This window comes from Streptomyces sp. NPDC002851 (assembly GCF_053591935.1).
Genome location: NZ_JBSFUT010000051.1, coordinates 1 through 21,701, shown reverse-complemented (window position 1 = coordinate 21,701; position 21,701 = coordinate 1). Strand labels below are relative to the sequence as shown.

The window sequence follows — 21,701 nt, the reverse complement described above, 5'->3', positions numbered from 1 at the left end:
CGATGACGACGTACGAGAAGGACGACGTCACGCGGGCCGTGATCGTCACCGGTGGCGGCACCGGCATCGGCGCCGCCACCGCACGGGCCTTCGCGGACGACGGGGCGCACGTCCTGGTCGTGGGCCGCAGCGAGGCCACCTTGAACGAGACCGCCGCGACCGCGGACGGGTACGACGACCGGATCCGCGTACTCGCCGCCGACCTGACGGACGAGGCGGCACCCGAACTGATCGTCGAGACGGCCCTGAGCGCGTTCGGCCGCCTCGACATCCTGGTCAACAACGCGGCCGTCACCGGCTTCGCCGCCCTCGACGGCCTCGACCGCGCCGTGGTCCAGGCGCAGCTCGGCACCAACCTGACCGGACCGCTGTTCCTGACCCAGCGGGCCCTGGACGCCCTGGAGGCGACCGGCGGCACCGTCGTGAACGTCAGCTCGGCGGGCTCGCTCGGGCTGCGCGCCTGGCCGGAGAACTCCGTGTACGGCATGGCCAAGGCGGCGCTCGACTTCCTCACCCGCACCTGGGCGGTGGAACTCGCGCCGCGCGGCATCCGCTCCGTGGGCATCGCACCCGGCGTCGTCAACACGGGCGTGGGCGTACGGGCGGGGATGCCGCCGGAGGCGTACGAGGCGTTCCTCGGGCAGATGGCCGAGCGCATCCCCGCGGGCCGCGTCGGCCGCCCGGAGGACGTCGCCTGGTGGATCGTGCAACTGACCCGCCCGGAGGCGGCGTACGCGAACGGCACGGTGCTCGCGGTGGACGGGGCGCTTTCGGTGACGTGAGGCACCGCCGTACCCGGCAGAAGGGGGTCCGGGGCTCAGCCCCGGACCCCCAATTCGCGCGTCCTGACCGGCTCTTAACGCGCCACCCGGGCCGTCACATACCGCACCGGCACCTCGATCCGGATCACGCCGTCCGCGCCGCGCTTCGCGTCGAGAGCCGTGATGAGGCGGTCCTTCAGGGCATCGGACTCGGCCTGCGGAAGGTGCTGCCACAGCAGCCGCATACCCTGCGTGTGGGACCAGGTGACCCAGTCGGCACCGCTCGCCGCGGTCATCTCGACCGGCTCGTCGACGACCTGGACGTCCTCGAACCCGGCTTTCTCCAGGGCCGACCGTAGGTCCGCAGGGTCCTCGAGCCAGGAGTGCAGCTGGCGGTGGAGCTGCTCCGGGTGCCACGACTCGGGCAGGTACTCGAGCAGCGACAGCGGGATCAGCTCGGTGAACATCGGCGGCAGGAACGGGAACGTGTCCCGCGTGAACACCGGGCTTGTGAAGGCGATCCGGCCGCCGTCGCGCAGCAGACCGGCGTAACGAGCGAGCGCGGCCCGCGCGTCCGGCAGAAAGATCACGCTGTAGCTGCCGAGCACCAGGTCGAAGGAGCGGGCGGGGAGGTCCGGGTGCTCGCCGTCCATGACGCGCAGCTCGACGCGGCCGCCGATGCCCTGCCGTTCGGCCTCCTGCCGGGCCTCCTCGACCATCGCCTCCGCGATGTCGATGCCCAGGGCGTGCCCGTCCTTGCCGACCAGGCGCGCCGCGGGCAGCAGCGTGGCGCCCAGGCCGCAGCCGACGTCGAGCAGCCGCTGGCCGGGCCGCGGCTCGGCCAGCTCCACCAGGCGCCGGCCCATGGGCGTGAAGAACTCGACGCCGAGCCGGTCGTAGGCCGCCGCCGCCGAGTTGAAGGCTGCGGTGACTTTCGTTTTGTACGTCGCGGTCGCGGTCGCGGTGTCCACGGTCAACTCCGGCTCCTTAGCGGGCTGTCGACGCCTAGGCCCTGTCGTCAGACTCCCGCCTGCCGCGCGACGCCTGGCACGCACGCTCGCGGCGTTGCCGGAAGGCCCGCGTAGCGCCGCTACGAGGACCATCCGGCGCTTTGCGATCGCACGCACCAGACGCCGCGCGGCCGCCCTCCGGGCGACGACGGGAGTCTGACGACAGGACCTAGCGGGGCTGTCGACGGATTCGAGAGGTCCGCCCCATCCTGCGCGGCCCGCCACGGAGCGCGGTGGAGGCTGGTTCGAGACCCGGTCGACGAGGGCTGTGCTCCGCTTCCGGGTCCCGCCCGGCACCGGACACACTGGCCGCCGATTCCCCACTGCCCGCAACCTGCAGACACCCGTGAAGGGACGACATGCGATGAGCAGTCACATACCGGCGGTGCGCCGGATGGTGGAGGCGTACAACACCGGCAAGACCGATGACGTCGCCGAGTACATCCACCCCGAGTACCTGAACCCCGCCACCATGGAGCACATGGACCTGCGCGGTCCGGAGTCCTTCGCGATGGCCGTCAAGTGGCTGCGGATGACGTTCTCCGAGGAGGCGCATCTGGAGGAGGTCCTCATCGAGGAGCGCGGCGACTGGGTGCGCGCCAACCTCGTCCTGTACGGCCGCCACGTCGGCGACCTGGTCGGCATGGCCCCGACCGGCCGGCGCTTCTCCGGCGAGCAGATCCACCTCATCAAGATGGTCGACGGGAAGATCCGCGACCACCGCGACTGGCCCGACTACCAGGGCACATACCGGCAGCTCGGCTCCCCGTGGCCCGAGCCCGACGGCTGGAGGAAGTGACCGATGATTCTCGTAACCGGAGCGACCGGCAAGGTGGGCCGGGAGGCGGTCGAGCAGCTCGTCGGACTCGGCCGCCGGGTGCGGGCGTTGAGCCGTAAGCCCGAGGAGGCAAACCTGCCCGAGGGCGTCGAGGTCGTGGCGGGCAGCCCCGGGGACCCGGAGTCCCTTGCCGTGGCGTTCAAGGGGGTCGAGTCGGCCCTGGTGGTGCTCTCCGGCGATGTGCCCGGCGAGGCGCGCAACGTCGCCGCCGCGGCGGCCGCCGCCGACGTGGAGCACCTGGTGTTCCTGTCCTCGGCGAGCCTCCTGCACCCGCTGCCGCACGGCATTGCGGACGAGCACCGGGCCGCCGAGGAGGCGCTCACCGAGACCGGGGTCGCCACCACGTTCCTGCGGCCGGGCCCGTTCCACGCCAACACCTCGTGGTGGATCAAGACGGTCCGTGAGTCGTCCTCGGTGCGCTGCTGGATCGGCAACAACCCGGGCGCCCCGATCGACGAATACGACATCGCGTCGGCGGCCGTCGTGACGCTCACGCAGGACGGGCACCGGGGCAAGACGTACGTCCTGACCGGCGAGGAGGTGCTCACCTCCGAGGAGCAGGCGCGCATCCTCGGCGAAGTCCTCGGCAGGGAGCTCGACTTCTCGGTGGCGCCGCGGGAGGAAGTCGTGGAGGTCTTCGCGGGCATCACCGGGGACCGGCCCGCCGCCGTCTCCAACGTGGCCGCGCTGCACAGCCCCGAGGTGCCGTGGGGCAAGCCGTCCACGGCCGTACGCGAACTGACGGGCCGGGCCCCGCGCCCGTTCCGCGAGTGGGCCGCCGCGAACGCGGCGCTGTTCCAGTGAGGGGACGAGAGAACCGATGACCTCCGCAGCGAAACGGAACAACGACGGCACCGTACTCGTCGTCGGCGCCACCGGCCTGCAGGGCGGCGCCACCGCCCGAGAGCTGGTACGCCGCGGCCGCGACACCGCGGCCCTGGTGCGCGATCCGGGCTCGGACGCGGCCCGCGCACTCGCCGGCCTCGGCGTGCGCCTTGTACCCGGCGACCTGAACGACGAGGCGTCGCTGCGCGCGGCCATGGACGGCATGCACGGGGTGTTCTCCGTGCAGAACTTCATGACGCCGCAGGGCCTCGGCGGCGAGGTCCGCCAGGGCCGCGCGGTGGCCCGCGCCGCGAAGGCCACCGGCGTCGCGCACGTCGTCTACAGCTCGGTCGGCGGCGCCGAACGGCACAGCGGCGTACCGCACTTCGACTCCAAGCGGCACATCGAGATGTATCTGCAACAGCTCGGCGTTCCGACGACGGTGCTCCGCCCGACGTTCTTCATGGACAACTTCGCCGCCCACGGCCCGCAGAACGTGGACGGCACGCTCGTGGTGCAGCTCGGCCTGCGGCCGGACACGCGGGTGCAGTTCATCGCGGTGGACGACATCGGCTTCTTCGCCGCGGAGGCGTTCTCACGGCCCGACGACTATCTGGGCCGCGCGGTGGAACTGGCGGGCGACGAGCTCACGCCAGCGGAGATCGCGACGGCCTTCGCGGATCGCACGGGCCTCCCGGCCCGTTTCGAGGAGCTCTCCCTGGACGCGGTGGCGGCCAACCCGTACATCCCCCACGCCCCCGAGATCTCCCTGATGTTCGAGTGGTTCCGGGAACACGGCTACCAGGCGGACATCCCCGCCCTGCGCGCGGAGCATCCGGGGCTGAAGTCGTTCGCGACGTTCCTGAAGGGAATCGAGGTCTAGGAATTAGTTGCCCTGCGGGTCTATCAGGACGCAGCCGAATCAGCCGCCCGCCAGGCCTCCGCCACCCGGGCCGCCCTCGCGCCGTTCAGGCGGCCGTCGGGGCCCCGGGCCGCGGTGTCCACGTCGATGCCGAGGAAGCGGGGGTGGGCCGTGGTGCGCGGGAAAGCGGTGTGGTTGTGCGCTGTTAGGCCGCCTGCCAGGAGGAAGGGGAGGGGCAGGGTGTCCGCCAGCGTCGCGGTCACCTCATCGTTGAGGGCGTGGGCCGTGGAGCCCAGCCTGCCGTCCGGCGTCATCGCGTCGAGGAGGAAGCAGTCCGCCCCGGCCCGTTCGTACGCCCGGGTCAGGCCGCCCTCCGCGCAGGAATCGCCCTGCACGTGCAGGACCTTGGCGATCCGCAGCCCCTCCGGGCCGCCCCGCCGCAGCGCCCGCACCACGCCCGGCGGCTGGTAGCCGTGCAGCTGGACCCAGGGCACGCGGGCCGCGGCGAGCGTGGCCAGCAGCGCCTCCGGATCCGTCGCGAAGGTGACCAGAACCGGGGTGAGCCCGGCGGCGCGGGCCCGCGCGGAGAGTTCCGTCAGCCGTTCCAGGCCCAGCTCGGCCCGGCCGCCGGGCACGTGGTGCCAGAGCCCGAGCAGGTCCGCCCCGACCTCGGCGACCGCGTCGGCCTCCACCTCCGTGGTCGCCCCGCAGAACTTGACCAGCACTACGCCGCCTCACCGGTCAGCGACCCGGCGGCGAAGCGGTCGGCCGCGCCGTCCGCGAACAGCCCCGGGTGCGCCGCCCTCAGGTCGGCCAGGACCCGCTCGTACGGCAGGTCGTCGAACTCCCCGTGCTCCCGGAGGAATTCCATCTGGCGGCGGCCGTGTGCGTCGTACGGGTGGTGCACGCTGTCCGTGGTGCCGTCGAAGTCGAGCGGGGACATTCGGTAGAGGCGGCAGAGGGTTTTGTTGAAGACCGGGGTGGCGCGTACCCAGCGGCCGTCGAGGTGCACCGTCGTCAGGCAGTGCTGGTGGAACACGTCGCCGCCCAGCAGCTCGATCAGGCGCGGTGACGCGAGGTGGTTGCGTACGTCGGTGAGCACCAGGCGGGCCGGGATGCCGAGGGAGCGCAGACCGGCCGCGTAGAGGACCGACTTGTGCAGGCACATGCCTGAGCCGGAGGACGCGACCGTAGAGGCGCGCAGGCCGTGGCGGGTCAGGTCGGCGCCGTACACCTCGTAGCGGATCGAGTCGCGCACCGCGTAGTACAGGTCGACGGCCTGTTCGGTGGGGTCGGTGGTGCCGGGCGGCAGCGCCTCGCGGACGAAGGCGCGCACCGGCGCCGAATCGTGGTCGAGGAACGCGGTGGCCGCCAGTGCGGAGGACGTGCCGGGTGGGGTGGTTATCGCGGTGGTCATGGCGAGTGGTCCACTTCCGTCTCGAAAAGGCATGCGGTCAGAGTCCGAGCAGGGCCGCTATGCGGTTGCGCTGGGTCTCCGAAGTGCCCGAATAGATCGTTCCGGCAACGGAGTTGCGGAGCTCGCGCTCGATCCCGTACTCGGTCATATAGCCGTTGCCGCCGAAGATCTGCACGGCGGCGCGGGCCGAGGCTGCGTTGGCCTCGCTGGTGACGAGCTTGGCCATGGCGATGTCACGGGTGACGTTCTCGCCGCGGGTCATCTTCTCGGCGGTCGAGTACAGCCAGTGGCGGGCCGTCTCGGCGCCGGTGGCCATGTCCACGATGGGGTGGGATACGGCCTGGTAGGTGCCGATGGGCCGGCCGAACTGGGTGCGTTCGCGGGCGTACGCGACGCAGCGGTCGACGCGGTGGCGCATCTCCCCGGCGTTGATGATGAACGAGCAGAGGATCTCCCAGCGCATCACGTGGTCGAGGACCAGGAAGCCGCCGCCGACCCGGCCGACAACCCGCGAGGCGGGGATGCGGCAGTCGTCGAAGTACAACTCCGACAGCGGTGAGGTGCGCAGGCCCATCTTCGACACCGGCTTGCCGATCTCGAAGCCGGGGGTGCCGCGTTCCACCAGGAAGGCGGTGATGCTGAGCGGTCCGGGGCGTTCGCTGGTGCGGGCATAGACCGTGAAGACGTCGGCCACCGGGCCGTTGCTGACGAACGCCTTCGAGCCGTTCAACACGAACGCGTCGCCGTCGCGTACCGCGCGGGTGCGCATGGCGAGCGCGTCGGAGCCGCTGTCCGGCTCGGTGATGGCGTGTGCCCCGATCCGCTCCCCCGCGCACAGGGCGGGCAGGAACTCCTTCTTGAGCTCGGGGGAGCCGAACCGGTGCAGCGGCACGCCGGTGCTCACCAGGTGGCTGCTGACGGAGAAGTTCAGGCCCGCGTCGCGGCAGCCCTCGCCGAGGCCCTCCAGGACGTACATGGTGGTGAGCAGGGACTGGCCGAGGCCGCCCCACTCCTCGTCGAAGGGCAGCCCGAGCAGTCCCGTGCCGGCGAGCAGCCGCCAGCCCTCGTGGTGGAAGGCGGCGGCCGCGTCCCGCTCGGCCAGGCCGTCGTTCAGCCGGCCGAGCAGGGGCGCGAGACCGTCGCGCAGGGCCCGCTGGTCCTCGGTCCAGTCGGTCATCGGTGGTGCCGATCTGTCGATAGTGGATCTGTCAGTAGTGGGAGAACTCGGGCTGGTCCAGGTTGTGCACCTCGTCGCCGCGGAGCGCGGGCGTGAACATGCAGACCAGGCGCAGGTCCTCGTGCGGGCTCGCGACCAGCCAGTGGGCGTCGTGCCGGTCGAGCGCGTACAGGGTGCCGGGCGTGATCGGGTGGGAGACGCCCTCACTGTCGATGACCTCGCCGCTGCCCTCGATGCAGTAGCAGCTCTCCAGGTGGTTGCGGTACTCCAGGCGGGAGGTGGTACCGGCCCGCACGATGGTGTCGGTGACGGTGTAGCCGACCCCGTCGTCGTGGGTGAGGAAGCGGCGGCTGAGGCCGTTGCCCCAGTCCACGGTGATGACGTCATCGAGCCGACGAATGATCATGAGGGGTTTCCTTTCCTACGGTGTTCACGCAGCTCCTCGGCGAAGGAGCGCAGCTCTTCGACCGGGTCGCCGCCCTCGGTGAGGGCCTGTTCGATCCGGGACACTCCGGCGGTTCCGACGACGGCGGCGTCCGCGCCGAGCTCCTGAAGGAGCGCGATGTCCGCCCGCGTCCTGACCCCGAAGCCGACGGCGACGGGCGCGGACGCGGTGGCGTGCAGGGTGCGCACCGCCTCGGCCAGGCGCTCCCGGTCAGGCGCGGCGGCGGTGCCGCTGCGCCCGTAGTGGGCGACCAGGTAGAGGTAGGCGGTGGCGTGCGCGGCCGCCTCGGCCACGGCGGCTGCCCCCGAGACGGCGTAGCAGGTGGTGACGAGCGGCAGGCCGGCGTTGTGCGCCGCCTCGTAGTGGGCCCTGCGGAGCCGTGGGGGTACGCCGTGCAGCAGCAGCCCGTCGCAGCCGGCGTCGCGCACGGCGGCGGCGAAGTCGGCGGGCCCGGTGCCCTTGACGGTGTGGCTCCAGTCGGCGAGCAGCGCGATCCGCAGGTGCTTGAGGGTGGGGCGTACGGCGGCGACCGCGGCCAGGACCGTGGGGAGCGTGGCGCCCGTGGCGAGGGCCCGGTCGGCGGAGCGGCGGATCACCGGGCCGTCGGTGACGGAGTCCGGGAAGGGCACGGCGAGTTCGAGGCAGTCGACGTCGCTTTCGTCGAGCATGGCGACGAGGTCGGGCAGCGCGTCGAGGGGCGGGTCGCCCGCGTTGAGGAAGAGGGCGAGGCCCGGCTTCCGCCGGGTGAAAAAGGCACTGGTGCCGGAAGCCGTGGGACGTGTCGTCGGCCGGGTTGCCGTAAATCGCCCAGGATCGAGAGGGGCGGCGCGCAGCGACCCAGTTGAGGGTGGTGGCGGGCGACGGGCGGGATCGTCCTCAATCGCCGGACAGGCTCTTATTTGCTCACGCATGGGCGGCCACCGCCCGCTCCCGCAGCCGGTCGACCAGGGCGAGAGCCGAGCCGTCGTGCAGCACGGCGCGGGCGGAGCGCAGCGCCTCGTGCCAGTTGCCGGTACGGCGGGCGGCGACGGCGAGGGCGGCCGCGTTGAGGCAGACGGTGTCCTCGGCGGCCCGCCGCCCGCGCCCGGCGAGCAGGTCGAGGACGGTGGCGACCGGGTCGGTGCCGGGCCGAAGCTCGTCCAGGGCGGCGGGGCGCAGGCCGAGCGTGGGCGGCGTGAGCGTGAACTCGTCCTCGCCGCCGCCCTCGTAGGTGCGCACCCGGTTGTCGGCGCAGCCGAGCAGTTCGTCACAGCCGGGCTCGTTGGTGGCCAGCCAGACGGTACGGCCGGTGCGGCGCGCGGTGTGCTCGGCGGCGCGGCGCAGGCCGGGCACCAGGCTCCGGTCGGAGACCCCGGTGAGCTGGGCGGCCACCGGCATGTCGGCGAGGAACGGGCCGAGCGCGTTGACGCACCGGCCCAGCTTCCGGAAGTCGAGCGGCAGCACGCTGCGGGCGAGCAGGGCGAGTTCGGCCGGGTAGACGAAGGCTCCGGCGAACGCGATGCCGTGCCGTTCGAGCGACGCGTGCGTGTCCTCGTACGACGTGGTCTGCGGGATGCCGAGACGCTCGAGCAGGTCGACGGAGCCGAGCGCCGAGGTGTAGGCGCGCGAGCCGGTCTTGACGACGGGCACGCCCATGGCGGCGGCGGTGAGCGCGGCGGCGGTGGAGATGTTGAGGGTACGGGGCCCGCCGCCGGTGCCGACGATGTTGACGGCACCGGTGAAGGCGCCACTCATCTCACCCGCCGGGCGCCGCTCGGCGAGCGAGTCGAGCAGTGCGCCGAGGGTGATCCGGTCGGGCATCCGGGTGGCGAGCGAGGCGAGCAGCGCCACGGTCTCGCCCCGGCGCAGGCCGCCGTCGTGCAGCCGGTTCCAGAAGGACCGCCACCGCGGCAGGTCCACGGGCCGCTCCCCGGCGATCAGTTCGGCGACGGCGTCGTCCATGGTCAGGCGGCCTTCACGGGCGTACGGGCAGCGAGGGCCCCGACGAGGAACGCCTCGATGGCCGCGACGGTCTGGAAGGACTCCGGCTCCAGGTCGACCTCGTCGGTGTTGACGCCGTAGCGGTCCTCCAGCCAGGCGATCACCTTGAGCAGGCCGAGGCTGTCCAGGACGCCACCCTCGAGGAGGTCGTGGTGCTCGTCGAGATCGGCGGCCGGGACGTCCGGCAGGAACTCCTCGACGAGGAACTCCTTGATGGCCTGGGTGTACGTCATGTCAGTTCTCCTTGGTGAAGTGGGCACGGACGACGTGGTTCCGGTCGACCTTGCCGGTGGAGGTCCTGGGCAGCGGCTCGTCGGTGAGCCGCAGGACGGTGGGGACCGCGGCCCGGGGCAGCGCGCGGGCGAGCCGGCCGCGCAGGATCAGGCTGGTGAGGGTGGAGCCCGGAGCGCGCCGCGCCACGGCGTGCAGGAGCCGTCCGGCCACCGGGTCGGGCAGGGCGAGCACGGCGGCCTCGGTGATCTCGGGGTGGCCGAGCAGCGCGCGTTCCACCTCGTCGGTGTTGACGCGCACGCCGCGGACCTTGACCTGGAAGTCGGTGCGGCCGCGCAGGGTGAGGGTGCCGTCGGGGGCGCGGTGGACGAGGTCGCCGGTACGGAAGTATGGGCGGGGGTCTGCGTCGTCGGCGGCCCGGCGGTCCTCGGGGTGCGGCACGAGAACGTCCCGGTCGGCGGCGGGGCCGAGGTAGCCGTCGGTCTGGAACGGGGTGCGCACGTTCAGCTCGCCGGTGCCGGGCCCGTCGAGGACGCGGCCGTCGTCGGTGGCGAGGAAGGCGTCGACGCCGGGCAGCGGGCGGCCGAGCGGCAGCGGCCCGGTGCCGGCGGCCGTGGCGGGGTCGGTCACGGCGTGCAGAAAGCTGTCGTTGGTCTCGGTGCAGCCATAGAGGCTGTAAAGGCGGGCGTCAGGCAGGAGTTGGGGCAGCTCGGCAAGGAGGGGCCCGGGGATGCTGTCGCCGGTGCACACGGCATGCCGCACGGCGGGCAGCACGGTGCCGGTCTCGCGGGCGGCGTCCGCGAGCAGCCGGAAGCACATCGGCACGGCCTGCACGACCTCGGCACGGTGCCGGGCGGCGAGGTCGAGCAGATGGCGCCCGCGCATGGCCTGGTCGGGGTCGACGAGGACGACGCGGCCGCCGTGGGCGAGGGTGGTCCAGACGTCGAGCAGGCACAGGTCGAAGTTGAGCGGGGCGTAGTTGAGGACGGTGGTGCCCGCACCGATCCCGAAGGCACCGGCGGCCCAGGCGGCGAACCGGTCGATGGCGTCGCGGCGGATCGGCACGACCTTGGGCACACCGGTGGAGCCGGAGGTGGTGAGCAGCAGCCCGGTGTCGGCGGGGGTGCCGGAAACGGGCGGAGCCGCGCCCTCCTGGGCCGGGTCCTCCTCGGCCACGTCCGCCCGGAGCGGCGTCAACTCCTGCCCCACACCGGCGTGTTCCCGCAGCAGAGCCCGGGTGTCCGGGGCGAGCGCCGTGGACGGCAGCAGGACGGGGCGGCGTTCGAGCAGGCAGGCGAGGACCAGGGCGACGGTGCCGGGGTCCTTGGCGGCCTGCACAGCGACGGGTCCGCCCACGGGGGCGGCGACCCGGGCACGCTCCCGCTCGGCACGGTGCAGCAGGGCACCGTAGGTGACCTCGGCGTCCCCGTGCACCAGGGCGGTGGCGTGCGGGGCGCGACGCGCGGCGTCGAGAAAGCCGTCGACGAGAGACGGCGCCTGCGTCTGCGGGTACTGCCGCGTGGTGACGGCGCTGGTGGGCACGGGACTCCTTCCGGCTCGGGCCGACTCGGTCCGGGATCGCTCTCGATGTTGGTGAGGAGCCCTGGAGTGTCGTTCGAACGCCGCTGCAGCAGGGCTATGAGCCCGTCCGGCGTTTGAGGTCGAGCGCGTTCAGCGCGACAACGGGGGTCTGGGGGCAGAGCCCCCAGTTACGGGAAGGGGCGGGGTTGGGGAGAACAAATCCGTACGCACGTCGACCGGCACACCCGGCCCGCCGTACGCGACCCGCCCCGTAATCCGCACCCCCAGCGGCGTACGCCCCACGAGCCCCGCCACCCGGGCGCGGGCGAAGTCCGCGAGAAAGCCACCCCCGCCGAAGAACGCCTTGGCCTGCACCCGCTGCATCCGGGTCACCGCATCAGCGACCGGTCGGCGAGCCGCCTCGAACGGCGCGAGGCGATCACGGCCGAAGTCCCCGGCGTTCAGGGCGTCCACGAGGACGGGATGCAGCACGGCCGCGTCCTGCAGTGCCAGGTTGAGTCCCTGCGCGCCGAGCGGCCCGTGGGTGTGCGCGGCGTCGCCGAGCAGCACGAGCCCGTCGCGCACCCACTCCCCCGCCTGCGCCGCGAATACGTCGAGCAGGCTCAGCCGCGCCGGGTCGGTCAGCCGGTCGTGCAGCAGATCGGCGTACTGCGGTACGGCAGCGGCGAGTTGGGCGCGCACCGCGCCGAGGCCGTCGGCGGCGGCCGCGCGGCGGGTGCCGTGCGGGCGGGTCCAGCCGATGCGCAGCCGGTCGGGGTGGGTGTCGTGGACGAGCACGGCGGTGCCCTCGGCCCGGTGGATGGTGACCCGGCCGGTGGCGCGGCCCGGCGCGGGCAGCGTGCACCACACCACGTCCTGGTCGAACGCCTCGATGCGGCCCGCGTCGATCCCGGCGAGCCGCCGGGTGCGCGAGAACCGGCCGTCGGCGGCCACCACCACGCGGGCCCGCACGGCGACCCGCCGCCCGCCCGGGCCGTGCGCCACCGCGCCCGTGTACCGGCCGCCGCGGTTCTGGCGGAGCGCGCCGATCCGGTGCCCGGCGAGCAGCGTGAAGCCGGGCAACCGGCCGCAGGCGTCAGCCAGTTCGGCGAGCAGATGCCGCTGCGGCAGGGCGATCAGACGGTCGTACGGGCGCGGCAGGCGGCCGTAGTCGATGTCGAGAAGCACCCGTCGCCGGTCTGCGACCCGGAAGCCCGCGAGGTCACAGGCGCCGCGGGCGCGGGCGGCGGCGAGCACCCCGAGCCGGTCCAGGATCAGCTGCCCGCCGGGCTGCAGGATCTCGCCGTGCAGATCGCGGGCGGCGGACGACGGGTCGGTGATCGACGGGTCGGTGGACTTCTCCAGGACCGTCACCCGTATCCCGGAGCGCAGCAGCATCAGGGTCAGGGCGAGCCCGGCCGGGCCGGCCCCGACGACCAGGACGTCGGTTTCGGCGTCAGCGCCGGGGGCGCCGGCCACGGCTCAGGCCGCGACGCGGGCGGACAGCGCCCGGTTGATCAGGTCGAGGTAGGCGCGTGGCGTCTCGGCCTCGTCAAGGGCCTCCTCGTCGAGTACGACGTCGTAGTCCCGCTCGATCCGCCCGGTGGTCTGCAGGATCGCCAGCGAGTCGTAACCGAGCTCGATGAACGGCACGTCCAGTACGTCACTGTCGTCCAGGTCCACGCCCTCCTCAACCCCGGCGCACTCGCGCAGCAGGTCCTTCAGCTCACTCAGTTCCAGAACGTTCACGATGGTTCTTCCTCCCCGCTCGTCAGAAAGTGCCGTTGTGCTCAGAAGTTGCCCAGGCCGCCGCAGACGTTCAGCGCCTGTGCCGTGATGGACGCGGCCTGCTCGCCCGCGAGATAGCCGACGAGTCCCGCGACCTCCTCGGGCGTCGAGTAGCGGCCCAGCGGAATCTTCGCCTCGAACTGCTCGAGGACCTTCTCCTCGGAGGTGTCCCAGGCGGCCGCGTAGCCCTGGCGGACCCGCTCGGCCATCGGCGTCTCGACATAGCCGGGGCAGACCGCGTTAACGGTGACGCCGGTCGGCGCCAGCTCCTTGCCGAGGGCCTTGGTGAAGCCGACCACGCCGTGCTTGGACGCGGAGTACGGGGCGCCCAGGACGACGCCCTGCTTCCCCGCGGTCGAGGCGATGTTGATGATGCGGCCGCCCGCGGCACCGGCGAGGCCGCCGTTCTTGAGCGCCTCCCGGGTCAGCAGGAAGACGCTGTTCAGGTTGGTGTCGATCACGTCGTGCCACAGCTCGTCGGTGATCTCGGCGGTCGGGCCGCCGCCGCTGCGCCCGGCGTTGTTCACCAGGACCGTGATCGGCCCGAAGGTGTCGACGGCCGCGCGGACCAGCTCGGCGACCGACTCGCCGGAGCGCACGTCGGCCGCGGCGCCCTCGACCTCAAGACCCTCGGCGCGCAGGTCCTCCACGGTCTGCTTGACCTTGACCTCCGTGCGGGCGCAGAGGAAGACCCGGTGGCCGCTGCGGCCCAGTTGCCGGGCCACGGCCAGACCGATGCCGCTGGTCGCGCCGGTGACCAGGGCCACCGGCTTCGGCCGGGTGTGCGTCGTCGTGGATGTCATCGAATCTCCTCCATCGGGGGTTCCTCGGTGGTTCCCCCCGTCGCGGCGTCGCCGTTTCAAGACAGGGCCTCGCGGCGTCTTCCTCACCCTCGGCGGCCCGGCTTGAGGGTTCTTCGAAGTCCGCTCGACCTGCCTGCCGGATGGTGGGAGCCAACCCACAAGAAAGGGCGTTGAGTTCATGACCACGTATGCCGAGACCCCGCAGCAGTCGGCCACCGGGGCGCACTACGCCGAGGTGCAGCAGTTCTACGCGCACCAGATGCAGCTCCTCGACCTGGGCGAGTCCGAGCGGTGGGCCGAGACCTTCACCGAGGACGCCACGTTCGACGTGCCGACGCTGCCGGAGCCGGTGCGCGGCCGGGCCGGTCTGGTGACGGCGACCCGGCGCAGCGCCGCGGAGCTCGCGGCCGCCGGGGAGCGGCACCGGCACTTCATCGGGATGCTCGATGTGACGCCGCGTCCGGACGGGACCCTCGGCGTCCGCTCGTACGCCGTCGTGTACGCGTCGACGATCGGCGGCAGTTCCCGGGTGCACCGGGTGTGCGTCTGCGAGGACGTCCTGGTGCGGTCTTCCGAAGGCCAACTGCAGGTCGCCACGCGCAAGGTGACGCGGGACGACCTGCCCTGAGCACCGCAGTCACAGCATCAGCACGGGCATGCACCGGCTTCCCACCTGGGGTACCAGCGTGGCCACCGCCGCCCGCGCGGCCGCACATCGCGCCGCCGACGAGCGGCTCCCATCCAGATGCCCACCCGGCGCGGCAACCATCCACTGCTGCTCCGGCCCCGCTCTAGCCGACGTGGTGAGGGTGGGGATCACGACGGATATCCAAGGAGAGGCATGAGCCCCAACACGATCACAGCCGAGGAGAAGTCCGACGCGGCGGGTCTGTCGTCCGAGCCCGTCCGGTGGCACCTCGCCCTGGTCAGCGGGGCCGACGGCTCCGGTCTCGACGCCGGACTTGCCGGACTCAAGGCACGCTTCGCCGCCGGACCCGCCCAGGAGGACGTACCGGTGCGGATCCACACCACGGGCACCCCCGACGACAGCCATCGCGGAGCGATACTCGCCGGCGACGGGGAACCGGTGGAGCTGGGCAGCAAAGAGCCCGCGGGCACCGCCGCGCCCGTCGCCTTCATGTTCCCCGGACTCGGCGACCACTACCTGGACATGGGCCGCGACCTGTACCGCGACTTCCCCGTCTTCCGGGAGGCCGTGGACAGCTGTGCCGATGCCCTCGCGCCCGAGCTGGGCCTGGACATCCGCGAGGTCGTCTTCCCCGACGCGACGCCGCAGCAGCGCACCGCCCCCGCCGTCGACCTGCGCCGCATGCTCGGCCGCGACTCGGGCCCGCAGAGCGAGAACGAGCGTCGCCTCAACTCCACCCGCCTCGCCCAGCCCGCGCTGTTCGTCATCGAGTACGCCCTGGCCCGGCTCTGGGAGTCCTGGGGCGCCCGGCCCTCCGTCATGATCGGCTACAGCCTGGGCGAGTACGTCGCGGCCACCCTCGCCGGAGTGTTCTCCCTCAAGGACGCGCTGACCCTTGTCGCCCGCCGCGCCGCCCTCATCGACACGCTGCCGCAGGGCGCCATGCTGGCCGTCATGCTCCCGGAGGAGCGGGTACGGCCGCTGCTGACGGCCGGGATCTCGCTGTCCGCCGTCAACGGCCCGGAGTTCTGCGTCGTGGGCGGGCCCGTCGATGCCGTCGCCGAACTCGAGGAGAGCCTCGGCGCAGGCGGCGTGATCCACCGCCGCGTGCAGTCCACGCACGCCTTCCACACCTCGATGATGGAGCCCCTTACCGAGCGGGTCACCGAGCTCGCCCGGACCCTGACGCTGAACCCGCCGCGCATCCCGTACATCTCGAACGTCACCGGCCGCACCATCACCGACGAGCAGGCCACCGACCCGGCGTACTGGGCCCGCCACCTGGTCAGCCCGGTCCGCTTCGCCGAAGGACTGGCGAGCATCGGCGCCGGCCCCCTCCTCCTGGAGACCGGCCCCGGCCAGACCCTCAGCAGCATGGCCACCGCCGCCCGCGGCAGCGAGCCCGGCACCATCGTCGCCTCCATGCGCCACCCGCTGGAGCAGCACTCCGACACCGCCGTCGTCCTCAAGGCACTGGGCCGCCTGTGGCTCGCCCGCGCCGACATCGACTTCGGCACCTTCCCCGCCACCGAGCTCGACCTCACCGCAGACGCCGCCGCGCCGACCGCGCTGCCCCCCGGCGCGCACATGGCATCGGCCACCGAGCAGGAGCTGCACGGCCTGTGGGCCCGCCTCTTGAAGACCGAGCAGCTGCCGCACGACGTCAGCTTCTTCGAGGTCGGCGGCAATTCACTGCTCGCCTCCCGGCTGATCCTGCGCATCGGCCGCACCTTCGGCGTGGAGTTGTCGCTGCGCCAGGTCTACGAGTGGGCGACGCTCACCAAGATGGCCCAGGCCATCGACACGCTGCGCGCGGGCGGCGAGCTGATCCGGGACGCGGACGGCTCCTCGCACACCGGCAGCTCCCTGGCCCGCTTCCAGCTGCCGAACGGCCTGAAGATCTCCCACCAGAACGAGGCCGAGACCCTCCACTTCTACGAGGACATCTTCGACCACCGCACGTACGCCAAGAACGGCATCTCCATCCCGGACGGCGCCACGGTCGTCGACGTCGGCGGCAATATCGGCCTGTTCACGCTCTTCTCGCACTACGAGGCCAAGGATGTCCGGGTCTTCACGTTCGAGCCCGCGCCGCCGCTGTTCAAGCTGCTCAGGCAGAACGTCGCCGAACACGGCGTGCAGGCCGAGCTCTTCAACATCGGCATCTCCGACACCGAGGCTACGGCCCAGTTCACCTTCTACCCGCGCAGCTCGGGCATGTCCTCCTTCCACCCCGACGAGGAGGAGGAGAAGCACAACCTGCGCACGATCATCGCCAACCAGCAGCAGGCCACCGCCTCCGACGAGGTCGCCGAGCTGGCTTCGCACGCCGACGCGTTCCTCGACGTCCGTTTCGAGGCCATCGAGTTCACCGCGACGCTCAGGCCGCTGAGCGCCCTCATCCGCGAGCAGGGCATCGAGCGCATCGACCTGATCAAGATCGATGTGCAGAAGAGCGAGCGCCAGGTCATCGACGGCATCGCCGACGAGGACTGGCCCAAGATCCAGCAGATGGTCCTGGAGGCACACGACGCGGACGGCGAGGTCGACCGGCTCGTCGCACTGCTGCGGAGCCGCGGCTTCACGGTCAAGGCCGAACAGGACGAGCTGTACGTCGGCACGGACATCCACAACATCTACGCCGTACGCGGCGGACGCTAACGGAGTCGCAGCAACCATGGAATTCACGACGGTAGGAGTCGTCGGCGCCGGAGTGATGGGCGTCGGTGTCGCACAGAACCTCGCACAATCCGGCCACCAGGTGGTGCTCGTCGACGTATCGGACGACGTGCTCGACAACGCCCGCAAGGAACTGCGCAGCAGCCTGCGCGCCTTCGTCCTGTTCAACAAGGGCTCCGGGGTCGACCCGGCCGCGGTCCTCGAGAAGATCGAGTTCACCACCGACTACGAACTCCTCGCCAAGGCGGACTTCGTCGTCGAGAACGTCACCGAGGACTGGGGCATCAAGCAGCAGGTCTACGAGCGCATCGATCGCATCGTGCGTCCTGAGGTGACCTTCGCCGTCAACACCTCGGCCATTTCCATCACGCGTGTCGGCTCCGCCACCCGGCGTCCCGAGCGTGTCGTCGGCATGCACTTCATGAACCCGGTGCCGATGAAGCCGATGGTCGAGGTCATCCGCGGCTACCACACCACGCCCGAGACCATCGACACCGCCCGCCGCTTCCTGGCCGGGATGGGCAAGGACTGCATCGTCGTCGAGGACGTCCCCGGCTTCGTCTCCAACCGGGTCCTGATGCTCACCATCAACGAGGCCGCGTTCCTGGTTCAGGACGGCGTGGCCCCCGCCAAGGACGTCGACCGCATCTTCACCTCGTGCTTCGACCACCGGATGGGCCCGCTGGAGACGGCCGACCTCATCGGCCTCGACACCATCCTCAAGTCCGTCGAGGTGCTCTACGAGAGCTTCAACGACGACAAGTACCGGCCCGCCCCGCTGCTCAAGAAGATGGTCGCCGCCGGCCTCCTCGGGCGGAAGAGCGGCGAAGGCTTCCACAAGTACCACTGACCGGGCGCGCGGCCCCATCCGACGACGACAGGACGGAATCCACGATGAGCACGGACAACAGGGCCAGGATCGCGGAGTACCTCTCCCGCTTCTTCCCGGTGCACGACCTCAAGGACGACGACAACATCTTCGAACTGGGCTTCGTCAGCTCGATGTTCGCGATGCAGCTGGTCTCCTTCGTCGAGCACGAATTCGGCATCACCGTCGAGAACGAGGACCTGGAGCTCGAATACTTCCAGTCGATCAGCGCACTCGACGCCTTCGTCACCCGCAAGCTGTCCGCCGCGGTCCCGCAGTAGCACGCACGAGACCGGACGCTACGACGATGACTTCGCTGCTCACCGCGGAACAGGCCCAGGCGCAGAAGGAGTTCCGCGCCTTTGCCGACCGCCACATCGCCCCGCACGCCGACGCGTACCACCAAGCGCAGCGCACCCCGCCCGAGACCATCCGGCTGCTCGCGGACGAGGGTCTGCTCGGCCTTCCGGTCCCCGAGCCCTACGGAGGGGGCGGCTGTGACGCGGTGACGCTCGGACTGCTCGCCGGGGAGCTCGGCCGCGCCTGCTCCTCGCTGCGCAGCCTGCTCACCGTGCACACGATGGTGGCGCACGCCGTGGGCCGCTGGGGCTCACGCGCCCTCAAAGAGACCTGGCTGCCCCGCCTCGCCGGCGGCGAACGCATCGGCGCGCTCGCCGTCTCCGAGCCGGGCGTCGGCAGCGACGCAGCCGGCGTGACTACCCGCATCGCCAAGGACGGCAACGCCTGGGTACTCGACGGACACAAGAAGTGGATCACGTACGGAGAGACGGCGGACGTCTTCCTCGTGGTCGGCCGCTCGGAAGAGGGACCGACCGCCCTGCTCGTCGAGCGGGACACCCCGGGCCTGCGCACCGAGCTGATCGAGGACCTGATCGGCATCCGCGCCTCGATGACCGCCCACGTGTACTTCGAGGGCTGCCGGGTGCCCGGCGCGAACGTCCTGGCCCGGCCGGGACTCGGCGTGTCCCACGTGGTCGGCGCCGCCCTCGACCTGGGCCGCTACACCGTCGGCTGGGGCTGCGTCGGCATCCTCGACGCGTGCCTCGAGGCCAGCGTCGACTACGCGGCGAGCCGCAGCCAGTTCGGCTCCCTCATCCAGGAGCACCAGCTGGTCAGACGCATGATCAGCAACATGTACACGGACGCCCGTGCGGCCCGGCTGCTGTGCCTGGAAGCCGGGCGGCTGCGCGACAGCCGGGACCCCGGAGCCCTGGCCGCCACCTCCACGGCCAAGTACTTCGCGGCCACCGCCGCCACCCGGGCGGCCGCCGACGCCGTGCAGATCCACGGCGCCAACGGCTGCGGCTCCGACTACCCCGTCCAGCGCTACCTCGGCGACTCCCGGGTCATGGAGGTCATCGAGGGCAGTTCGCAACTTCACCAAGTGGGCCTGGCCGAGTACGCGTTCCAGGATGCGGCGCTGAGGAGAGAGCGATGACGACGACCGTCAAGTGCGTGGTGTGGGACCTCGACAACACTGTCTGGGACGGGGTGCTCCTTGAGGACCGGGACGTGAAGCTCCGTACTGGAGTTGTCGACGTCATCCGCACCCTCGACGAGCGGGGCATCCTGCACTCCATCGCCAGCCGCAACGACCACGACGCCGCGATGGCCAAGCTGGAGGAGTTCGGCATCGCCGAGTACTTCCTCTACCCGCAGATCAACTGGGGTCAGAAGTCGGACTCGGTGCAGGCCGTGGCCGGGGCCATCAACATCGGCATCGACACCCTCGCCTTCGTCGACGACCAGCCCTTCGAGCGGGACGAGGTGCGCTTCGCCCACCCCTCGGTGCTGTGCATCGACTCCCTGGACGCCGAGCGCATGGGGGACCGGCCCGAGCTGCAGCCGCGCTTCGTGACCGCCGACTCGCGCGAACGCCGTCACCTGTACCGGGCCGACGCCCAGCGCAAGGTGGCGGAGGAGTCGCACAACGGCACGTCGGAGGAGTTTCTCGCCTCCCTGAACATGCGTTTCACCATCACGCCCGCCCAAGAGGACGATCTCAAGCGGGCCGAGGAACTCACCGTACGCACCAACCAGTTGAACGCCACCGGTTACACCTACTCGTACGAGGAGCTGGACGCGTTCCGGTCGTCACCGGACCACGACCTGCTGGTGGCGTCGCTCGACGACACGTACGGCAGCTACGGGAAGATCGGCCTCTCCCTGGTGGAGCGCTCCGCCGACGTGTGGACGCTGAAGCTGCTGCTGATGTCCTGCCGGGTGATGTCCCGTGGCGTGGGCTCGGTTCTGCTCAACCACCTCATCAAGAAGGCCCACGACGCCGGGGTCGCCCTGCGCGCGGAGTTCGTCTCCACCGACCGCAACCGGACGATGCTCATCACCTACAAGTTCGCCGGTTTCCGCGAGGTGGCCAAGAACGGGGACGTCTCCGTCCTGGAGAACGACTACTCCCACCTGCAGGGCTTCCCCCCGTACATGGAAGTCGTCGTCGAAGACTGATCCCGCCGGTGCCTCACATGGAGAACACGATGAACGCCAATGCCAGCACCAGTGACACCGCGACCACGAACGAGGAGCGGCTGCGGCGTGCGATGGCGGCTGTGCTGCAGCTACAGCAGCGCAACGCCGAGCTGGAGGCCGAGCGTTCCGAGCCCGTTGCGATCATCTCCATGGCCTGCCGCCTCCCCGGCGGCATCGAAACCCCCGAACAGCTCTGGACCGTCCTCGCCGAGGGCACCGACACCATCGGCCCGCTGCCCGACCGCTGGGACGAAGGCGAGCTGTACGACCCCGACACGACGGCCGCGGGCAAGAGCTACGCGCGCGAAGGCGGATTCCTCACCGACATCGAGGGGTTCGACCCGGCGTTCTTCGGGATCTCGCCGCGCGAGGCCCAGTCGATGGATCCGCAGCAGCGGCTGGTGCTCGAGGCGTCGTGGGAGGCGCTTGAGCGGGCGGGCATCCGCCCCGCGACGCTCGGCGGCAGCCGTACCGGGGTCTACCTCGGCGCCATGCGCTCCGACTACGAAGCCGCACAAGCCGACTACAAGGTCCTCGACGGCTACCAGGGCACCGGCATCGCGGGCAGCGTCCTCTCCGGCCGGGCCTCCTACGTCCTCGGCCTCCAGGGCCCCGCCATGACCGTGGACACGGCCTGTTCCTCCTCGCTGGTGGCCCTGCACACCGCGGCCATGGCACTGCGCAGCGGCGAGTGCGACCTCGCACTCGCCGGTGGCGTCACGGTCATGACGACGCCAGGCCTCTTCGTCGAGTCCAGCAGGCTCGGCGCCATGGCACCGGACGGGCGGTGCAAGAGCTTCTCGGCGGCGGCCGACGGCGGCGGCTGGTCCGAGGGCGTCGGCATGCTGGTCCTGAAGCGGCTCTCGGCGGCCGAGCGCGACGGCGACCGTGTCCTCGCCGTGGTCCGCGGCTCTGCGGTGAACCAGGACGGTCGCAGCCAGGGACTGACCGCCCCCAACGGCCCGGCTCAGCAGCGCGTCATCCAGGACGCCCTCGCGGCGAGCGGCCTCACCCCGGACGAGATCGACGCCATCGAGGCCCACGGCACCGGCACGTCACTGGGCGACCCGATCGAGGCCGGTGCCCTGGCCGAAGTATTCGGCGCACGCGAGGTGTTTCTCGGTTCGGCCAAGTCCAACCTCGGTCATACGCAGGCCGCGGCCGGTGTCGTGGGCGTCATGAAGATGGTGCTGGCCCTCCAGCACGAGACACTCCCGAAGACCCTGCACGCCGGACAACCGAGTCCGCACGTCGACTGGGACGGCAGTGGCCTGACGCTGCTGCAGCAAGCGCGGCCGTGGGCGCGGGACGAGACGCGGGTCCGTCGTGCGGGTGTGTCGTC

At 71.5% G+C, this 21,701-nt stretch carries 23 protein-coding genes and 1 pseudogene; 12 read left to right on the top strand and 12 right to left on the bottom strand.

Annotated features, from left to right (window positions below; all coding sequences use genetic code 11):
- Positions 1-2 precede the first annotated feature (2 nt).
- A complete protein-coding gene (locus ACWD10_RS34800; protein WP_451097685.1) occupies positions 3-782 on the top strand; it encodes an SDR family NAD(P)-dependent oxidoreductase in 780 nt (259 codons plus the stop codon).
- A gap of 74 nt (positions 783-856) precedes the next feature.
- Here ACWD10_RS34800 and ACWD10_RS34795 read toward each other — a convergent pair whose 3' ends face one another.
- Positions 857-1,732, bottom strand: a complete 876-nt coding sequence (locus ACWD10_RS34795) for a class I SAM-dependent methyltransferase (RefSeq protein WP_451097705.1) — start codon at positions 1,730-1,732, stop codon at positions 857-859.
- Positions 1,733-2,135: 403 nt separating this feature from the next.
- Here ACWD10_RS34795 and ACWD10_RS34790 point away from each other — a divergent pair, with 403 nt between their 5' ends.
- The 3 genes from ACWD10_RS34790 to ACWD10_RS34780 are packed head-to-tail and all read left to right on the top strand — an operon-like array spanning position 2,136 to position 4,317.
- Entirely contained in the window at positions 2,136-2,570 is a 435-nt protein-coding gene (locus tag ACWD10_RS34790; RefSeq protein ID WP_451097684.1) for a SnoaL/DnrD family polyketide biosynthesis methyl ester cyclase, read from the top strand.
- A gap of 3 nt (positions 2,571-2,573) precedes the next feature.
- The gene (locus ACWD10_RS34785; protein ID WP_451097683.1) at positions 2,574-3,413 is read left to right on the top strand and encodes an NAD(P)H-binding protein; all 840 of its coding nucleotides are present in this window, start codon (positions 2,574-2,576) and stop codon (positions 3,411-3,413) included.
- A gap of 16 nt (positions 3,414-3,429) precedes the next feature.
- On the top strand, positions 3,430-4,317 hold the full coding sequence (locus ACWD10_RS34780; protein ID WP_451097682.1) for an NmrA/HSCARG family protein: 888 nt from the start codon (positions 3,430-3,432) through the stop codon (positions 4,315-4,317).
- A 23-nt stretch (positions 4,318-4,340) separates the two neighbouring features.
- Here ACWD10_RS34780 and ACWD10_RS34775 read toward each other — a convergent pair whose 3' ends face one another.
- The 11 genes from ACWD10_RS34775 to fabG all read right to left on the bottom strand — a co-directional run bounded on the left by ACWD10_RS34775 (position 4,341) and on the right by fabG (position 13,658).
- Positions 4,341-5,021, bottom strand: a complete 681-nt coding sequence (locus tag ACWD10_RS34775) for a phosphoribosylanthranilate isomerase (protein ID WP_451097681.1) — start codon at positions 5,019-5,021, stop codon at positions 4,341-4,343.
- Positions 5,021-5,713, bottom strand: coding sequence for a transglutaminase-like domain-containing protein (locus ACWD10_RS34770; RefSeq protein ID WP_451097680.1), 693 nt, complete (start codon positions 5,711-5,713; stop codon positions 5,021-5,023). Before ACWD10_RS34770 ends, ACWD10_RS34775 begins: the two co-directional genes overlap by 1 nt.
- Before the next feature lie 37 nt (positions 5,714-5,750).
- Positions 5,751-6,890 carry an acyl-CoA dehydrogenase family protein gene (locus ACWD10_RS34765; protein WP_451097679.1) on the bottom strand — a complete coding sequence of 380 codons (1,140 nt, stop codon included), beginning with the start codon at positions 6,888-6,890 and terminating at the stop codon, positions 5,751-5,753.
- A gap of 31 nt (positions 6,891-6,921) precedes the next feature.
- Positions 6,922-7,296 (bottom strand): ectoine synthase, encoded by a 375-nt coding sequence (locus ACWD10_RS34760; RefSeq protein WP_451097678.1) that lies wholly within the window; start codon positions 7,294-7,296, stop codon positions 6,922-6,924.
- Positions 7,293-8,246: a tryptophan synthase subunit alpha gene (gene trpA / locus ACWD10_RS34755; RefSeq protein WP_451097677.1), complete on the bottom strand. Its 954-nt coding sequence runs from the start codon at positions 8,244-8,246 to the stop codon at positions 7,293-7,295. The genes ACWD10_RS34760 and trpA overlap by 4 nt, the downstream gene beginning before the upstream one ends.
- Positions 8,239-9,276: an anthranilate phosphoribosyltransferase gene (locus tag ACWD10_RS34750; RefSeq protein WP_451097676.1), complete on the bottom strand. Its 1,038-nt coding sequence runs from the start codon at positions 9,274-9,276 to the stop codon at positions 8,239-8,241. The genes trpA and ACWD10_RS34750 overlap by 8 nt, the downstream gene beginning before the upstream one ends.
- 2 nt (positions 9,277-9,278) lie before the next feature.
- Positions 9,279-9,548: an acyl carrier protein gene (locus ACWD10_RS34745; protein ID WP_451097675.1), complete on the bottom strand. Its 270-nt coding sequence runs from the start codon at positions 9,546-9,548 to the stop codon at positions 9,279-9,281.
- 1 nt (position 9,549) lies between these two features.
- Positions 9,550-11,088: an AMP-binding protein gene (locus tag ACWD10_RS34740; RefSeq protein ID WP_451097674.1), complete on the bottom strand. Its 1,539-nt coding sequence runs from the start codon at positions 11,086-11,088 to the stop codon at positions 9,550-9,552.
- 129 nt (positions 11,089-11,217) lie between these two features.
- Positions 11,218-12,546 (bottom strand): FAD-dependent monooxygenase, encoded by a 1,329-nt coding sequence (locus tag ACWD10_RS34735; RefSeq protein ID WP_451097673.1) that lies wholly within the window; start codon positions 12,544-12,546, stop codon positions 11,218-11,220.
- Positions 12,547-12,549: 3 nt separating this feature from the next.
- On the bottom strand, positions 12,550-12,816 hold the full coding sequence (locus ACWD10_RS34730; RefSeq protein ID WP_451097672.1) for an acyl carrier protein: 267 nt from the start codon (positions 12,814-12,816) through the stop codon (positions 12,550-12,552).
- Positions 12,817-12,857: 41 nt separating this feature from the next.
- Positions 12,858-13,658: a 3-oxoacyl-ACP reductase FabG gene (gene fabG, locus ACWD10_RS34725; protein WP_451097671.1), complete on the bottom strand. Its 801-nt coding sequence runs from the start codon at positions 13,656-13,658 to the stop codon at positions 12,858-12,860.
- Positions 13,659-13,836: 178 nt separating this feature from the next.
- Between fabG and ACWD10_RS34720 the strand changes: the two genes are divergently transcribed.
- The 8 genes and pseudogenes from ACWD10_RS34720 to ACWD10_RS34685 all read left to right on the top strand — a co-directional run.
- The gene (locus ACWD10_RS34720) at positions 13,837-14,286 is read left to right on the top strand and encodes a nuclear transport factor 2 family protein (protein ID WP_451097670.1); all 450 of its coding nucleotides are present in this window, start codon (positions 13,837-13,839) and stop codon (positions 14,284-14,286) included.
- A gap of 117 nt (positions 14,287-14,403) precedes the next feature.
- The gene (locus ACWD10_RS34715; RefSeq protein WP_451097669.1) at positions 14,404-16,968 is read left to right on the top strand and encodes an FkbM family methyltransferase; all 2,565 of its coding nucleotides are present in this window, start codon (positions 14,404-14,406) and stop codon (positions 16,966-16,968) included.
- A pseudogene (locus ACWD10_RS34710) lies at positions 16,955-17,521 on the top strand (3-hydroxyacyl-CoA dehydrogenase family protein); the annotation flags it as partial. The gene ACWD10_RS34715 and the pseudogene ACWD10_RS34710, both read left to right, overlap by 14 nt.
- Complete coding sequence (locus tag ACWD10_RS34705; protein ID WP_451097704.1) at positions 17,504-17,836, top strand: 3-hydroxyacyl-CoA dehydrogenase family protein; 333 nt, start codon at positions 17,504-17,506, stop codon at positions 17,834-17,836. The pseudogene ACWD10_RS34710 and the gene ACWD10_RS34705, both read left to right, overlap by 18 nt.
- Before the next feature lie 44 nt (positions 17,837-17,880).
- On the top strand, positions 17,881-18,135 hold the full coding sequence (locus tag ACWD10_RS34700; RefSeq protein ID WP_451097668.1) for an acyl carrier protein: 255 nt from the start codon (positions 17,881-17,883) through the stop codon (positions 18,133-18,135).
- A gap of 26 nt (positions 18,136-18,161) precedes the next feature.
- Positions 18,162-19,313, top strand: a complete 1,152-nt coding sequence (locus ACWD10_RS34695) for an acyl-CoA dehydrogenase family protein (protein ID WP_451097667.1) — start codon at positions 18,162-18,164, stop codon at positions 19,311-19,313.
- Positions 19,310-20,338, top strand: a complete 1,029-nt coding sequence (locus tag ACWD10_RS34690; RefSeq protein WP_451097666.1) for an HAD-IIIC family phosphatase — start codon at positions 19,310-19,312, stop codon at positions 20,336-20,338. Before ACWD10_RS34695 ends, ACWD10_RS34690 begins: the two co-directional genes overlap by 4 nt.
- 29 nt (positions 20,339-20,367) lie before the next feature.
- Positions 20,368-21,701, top strand: a 1,334-nt coding sequence (locus ACWD10_RS34685; RefSeq protein ID WP_451097665.1) for a type I polyketide synthase, incomplete at its 3' end; no start/stop codon positions are given.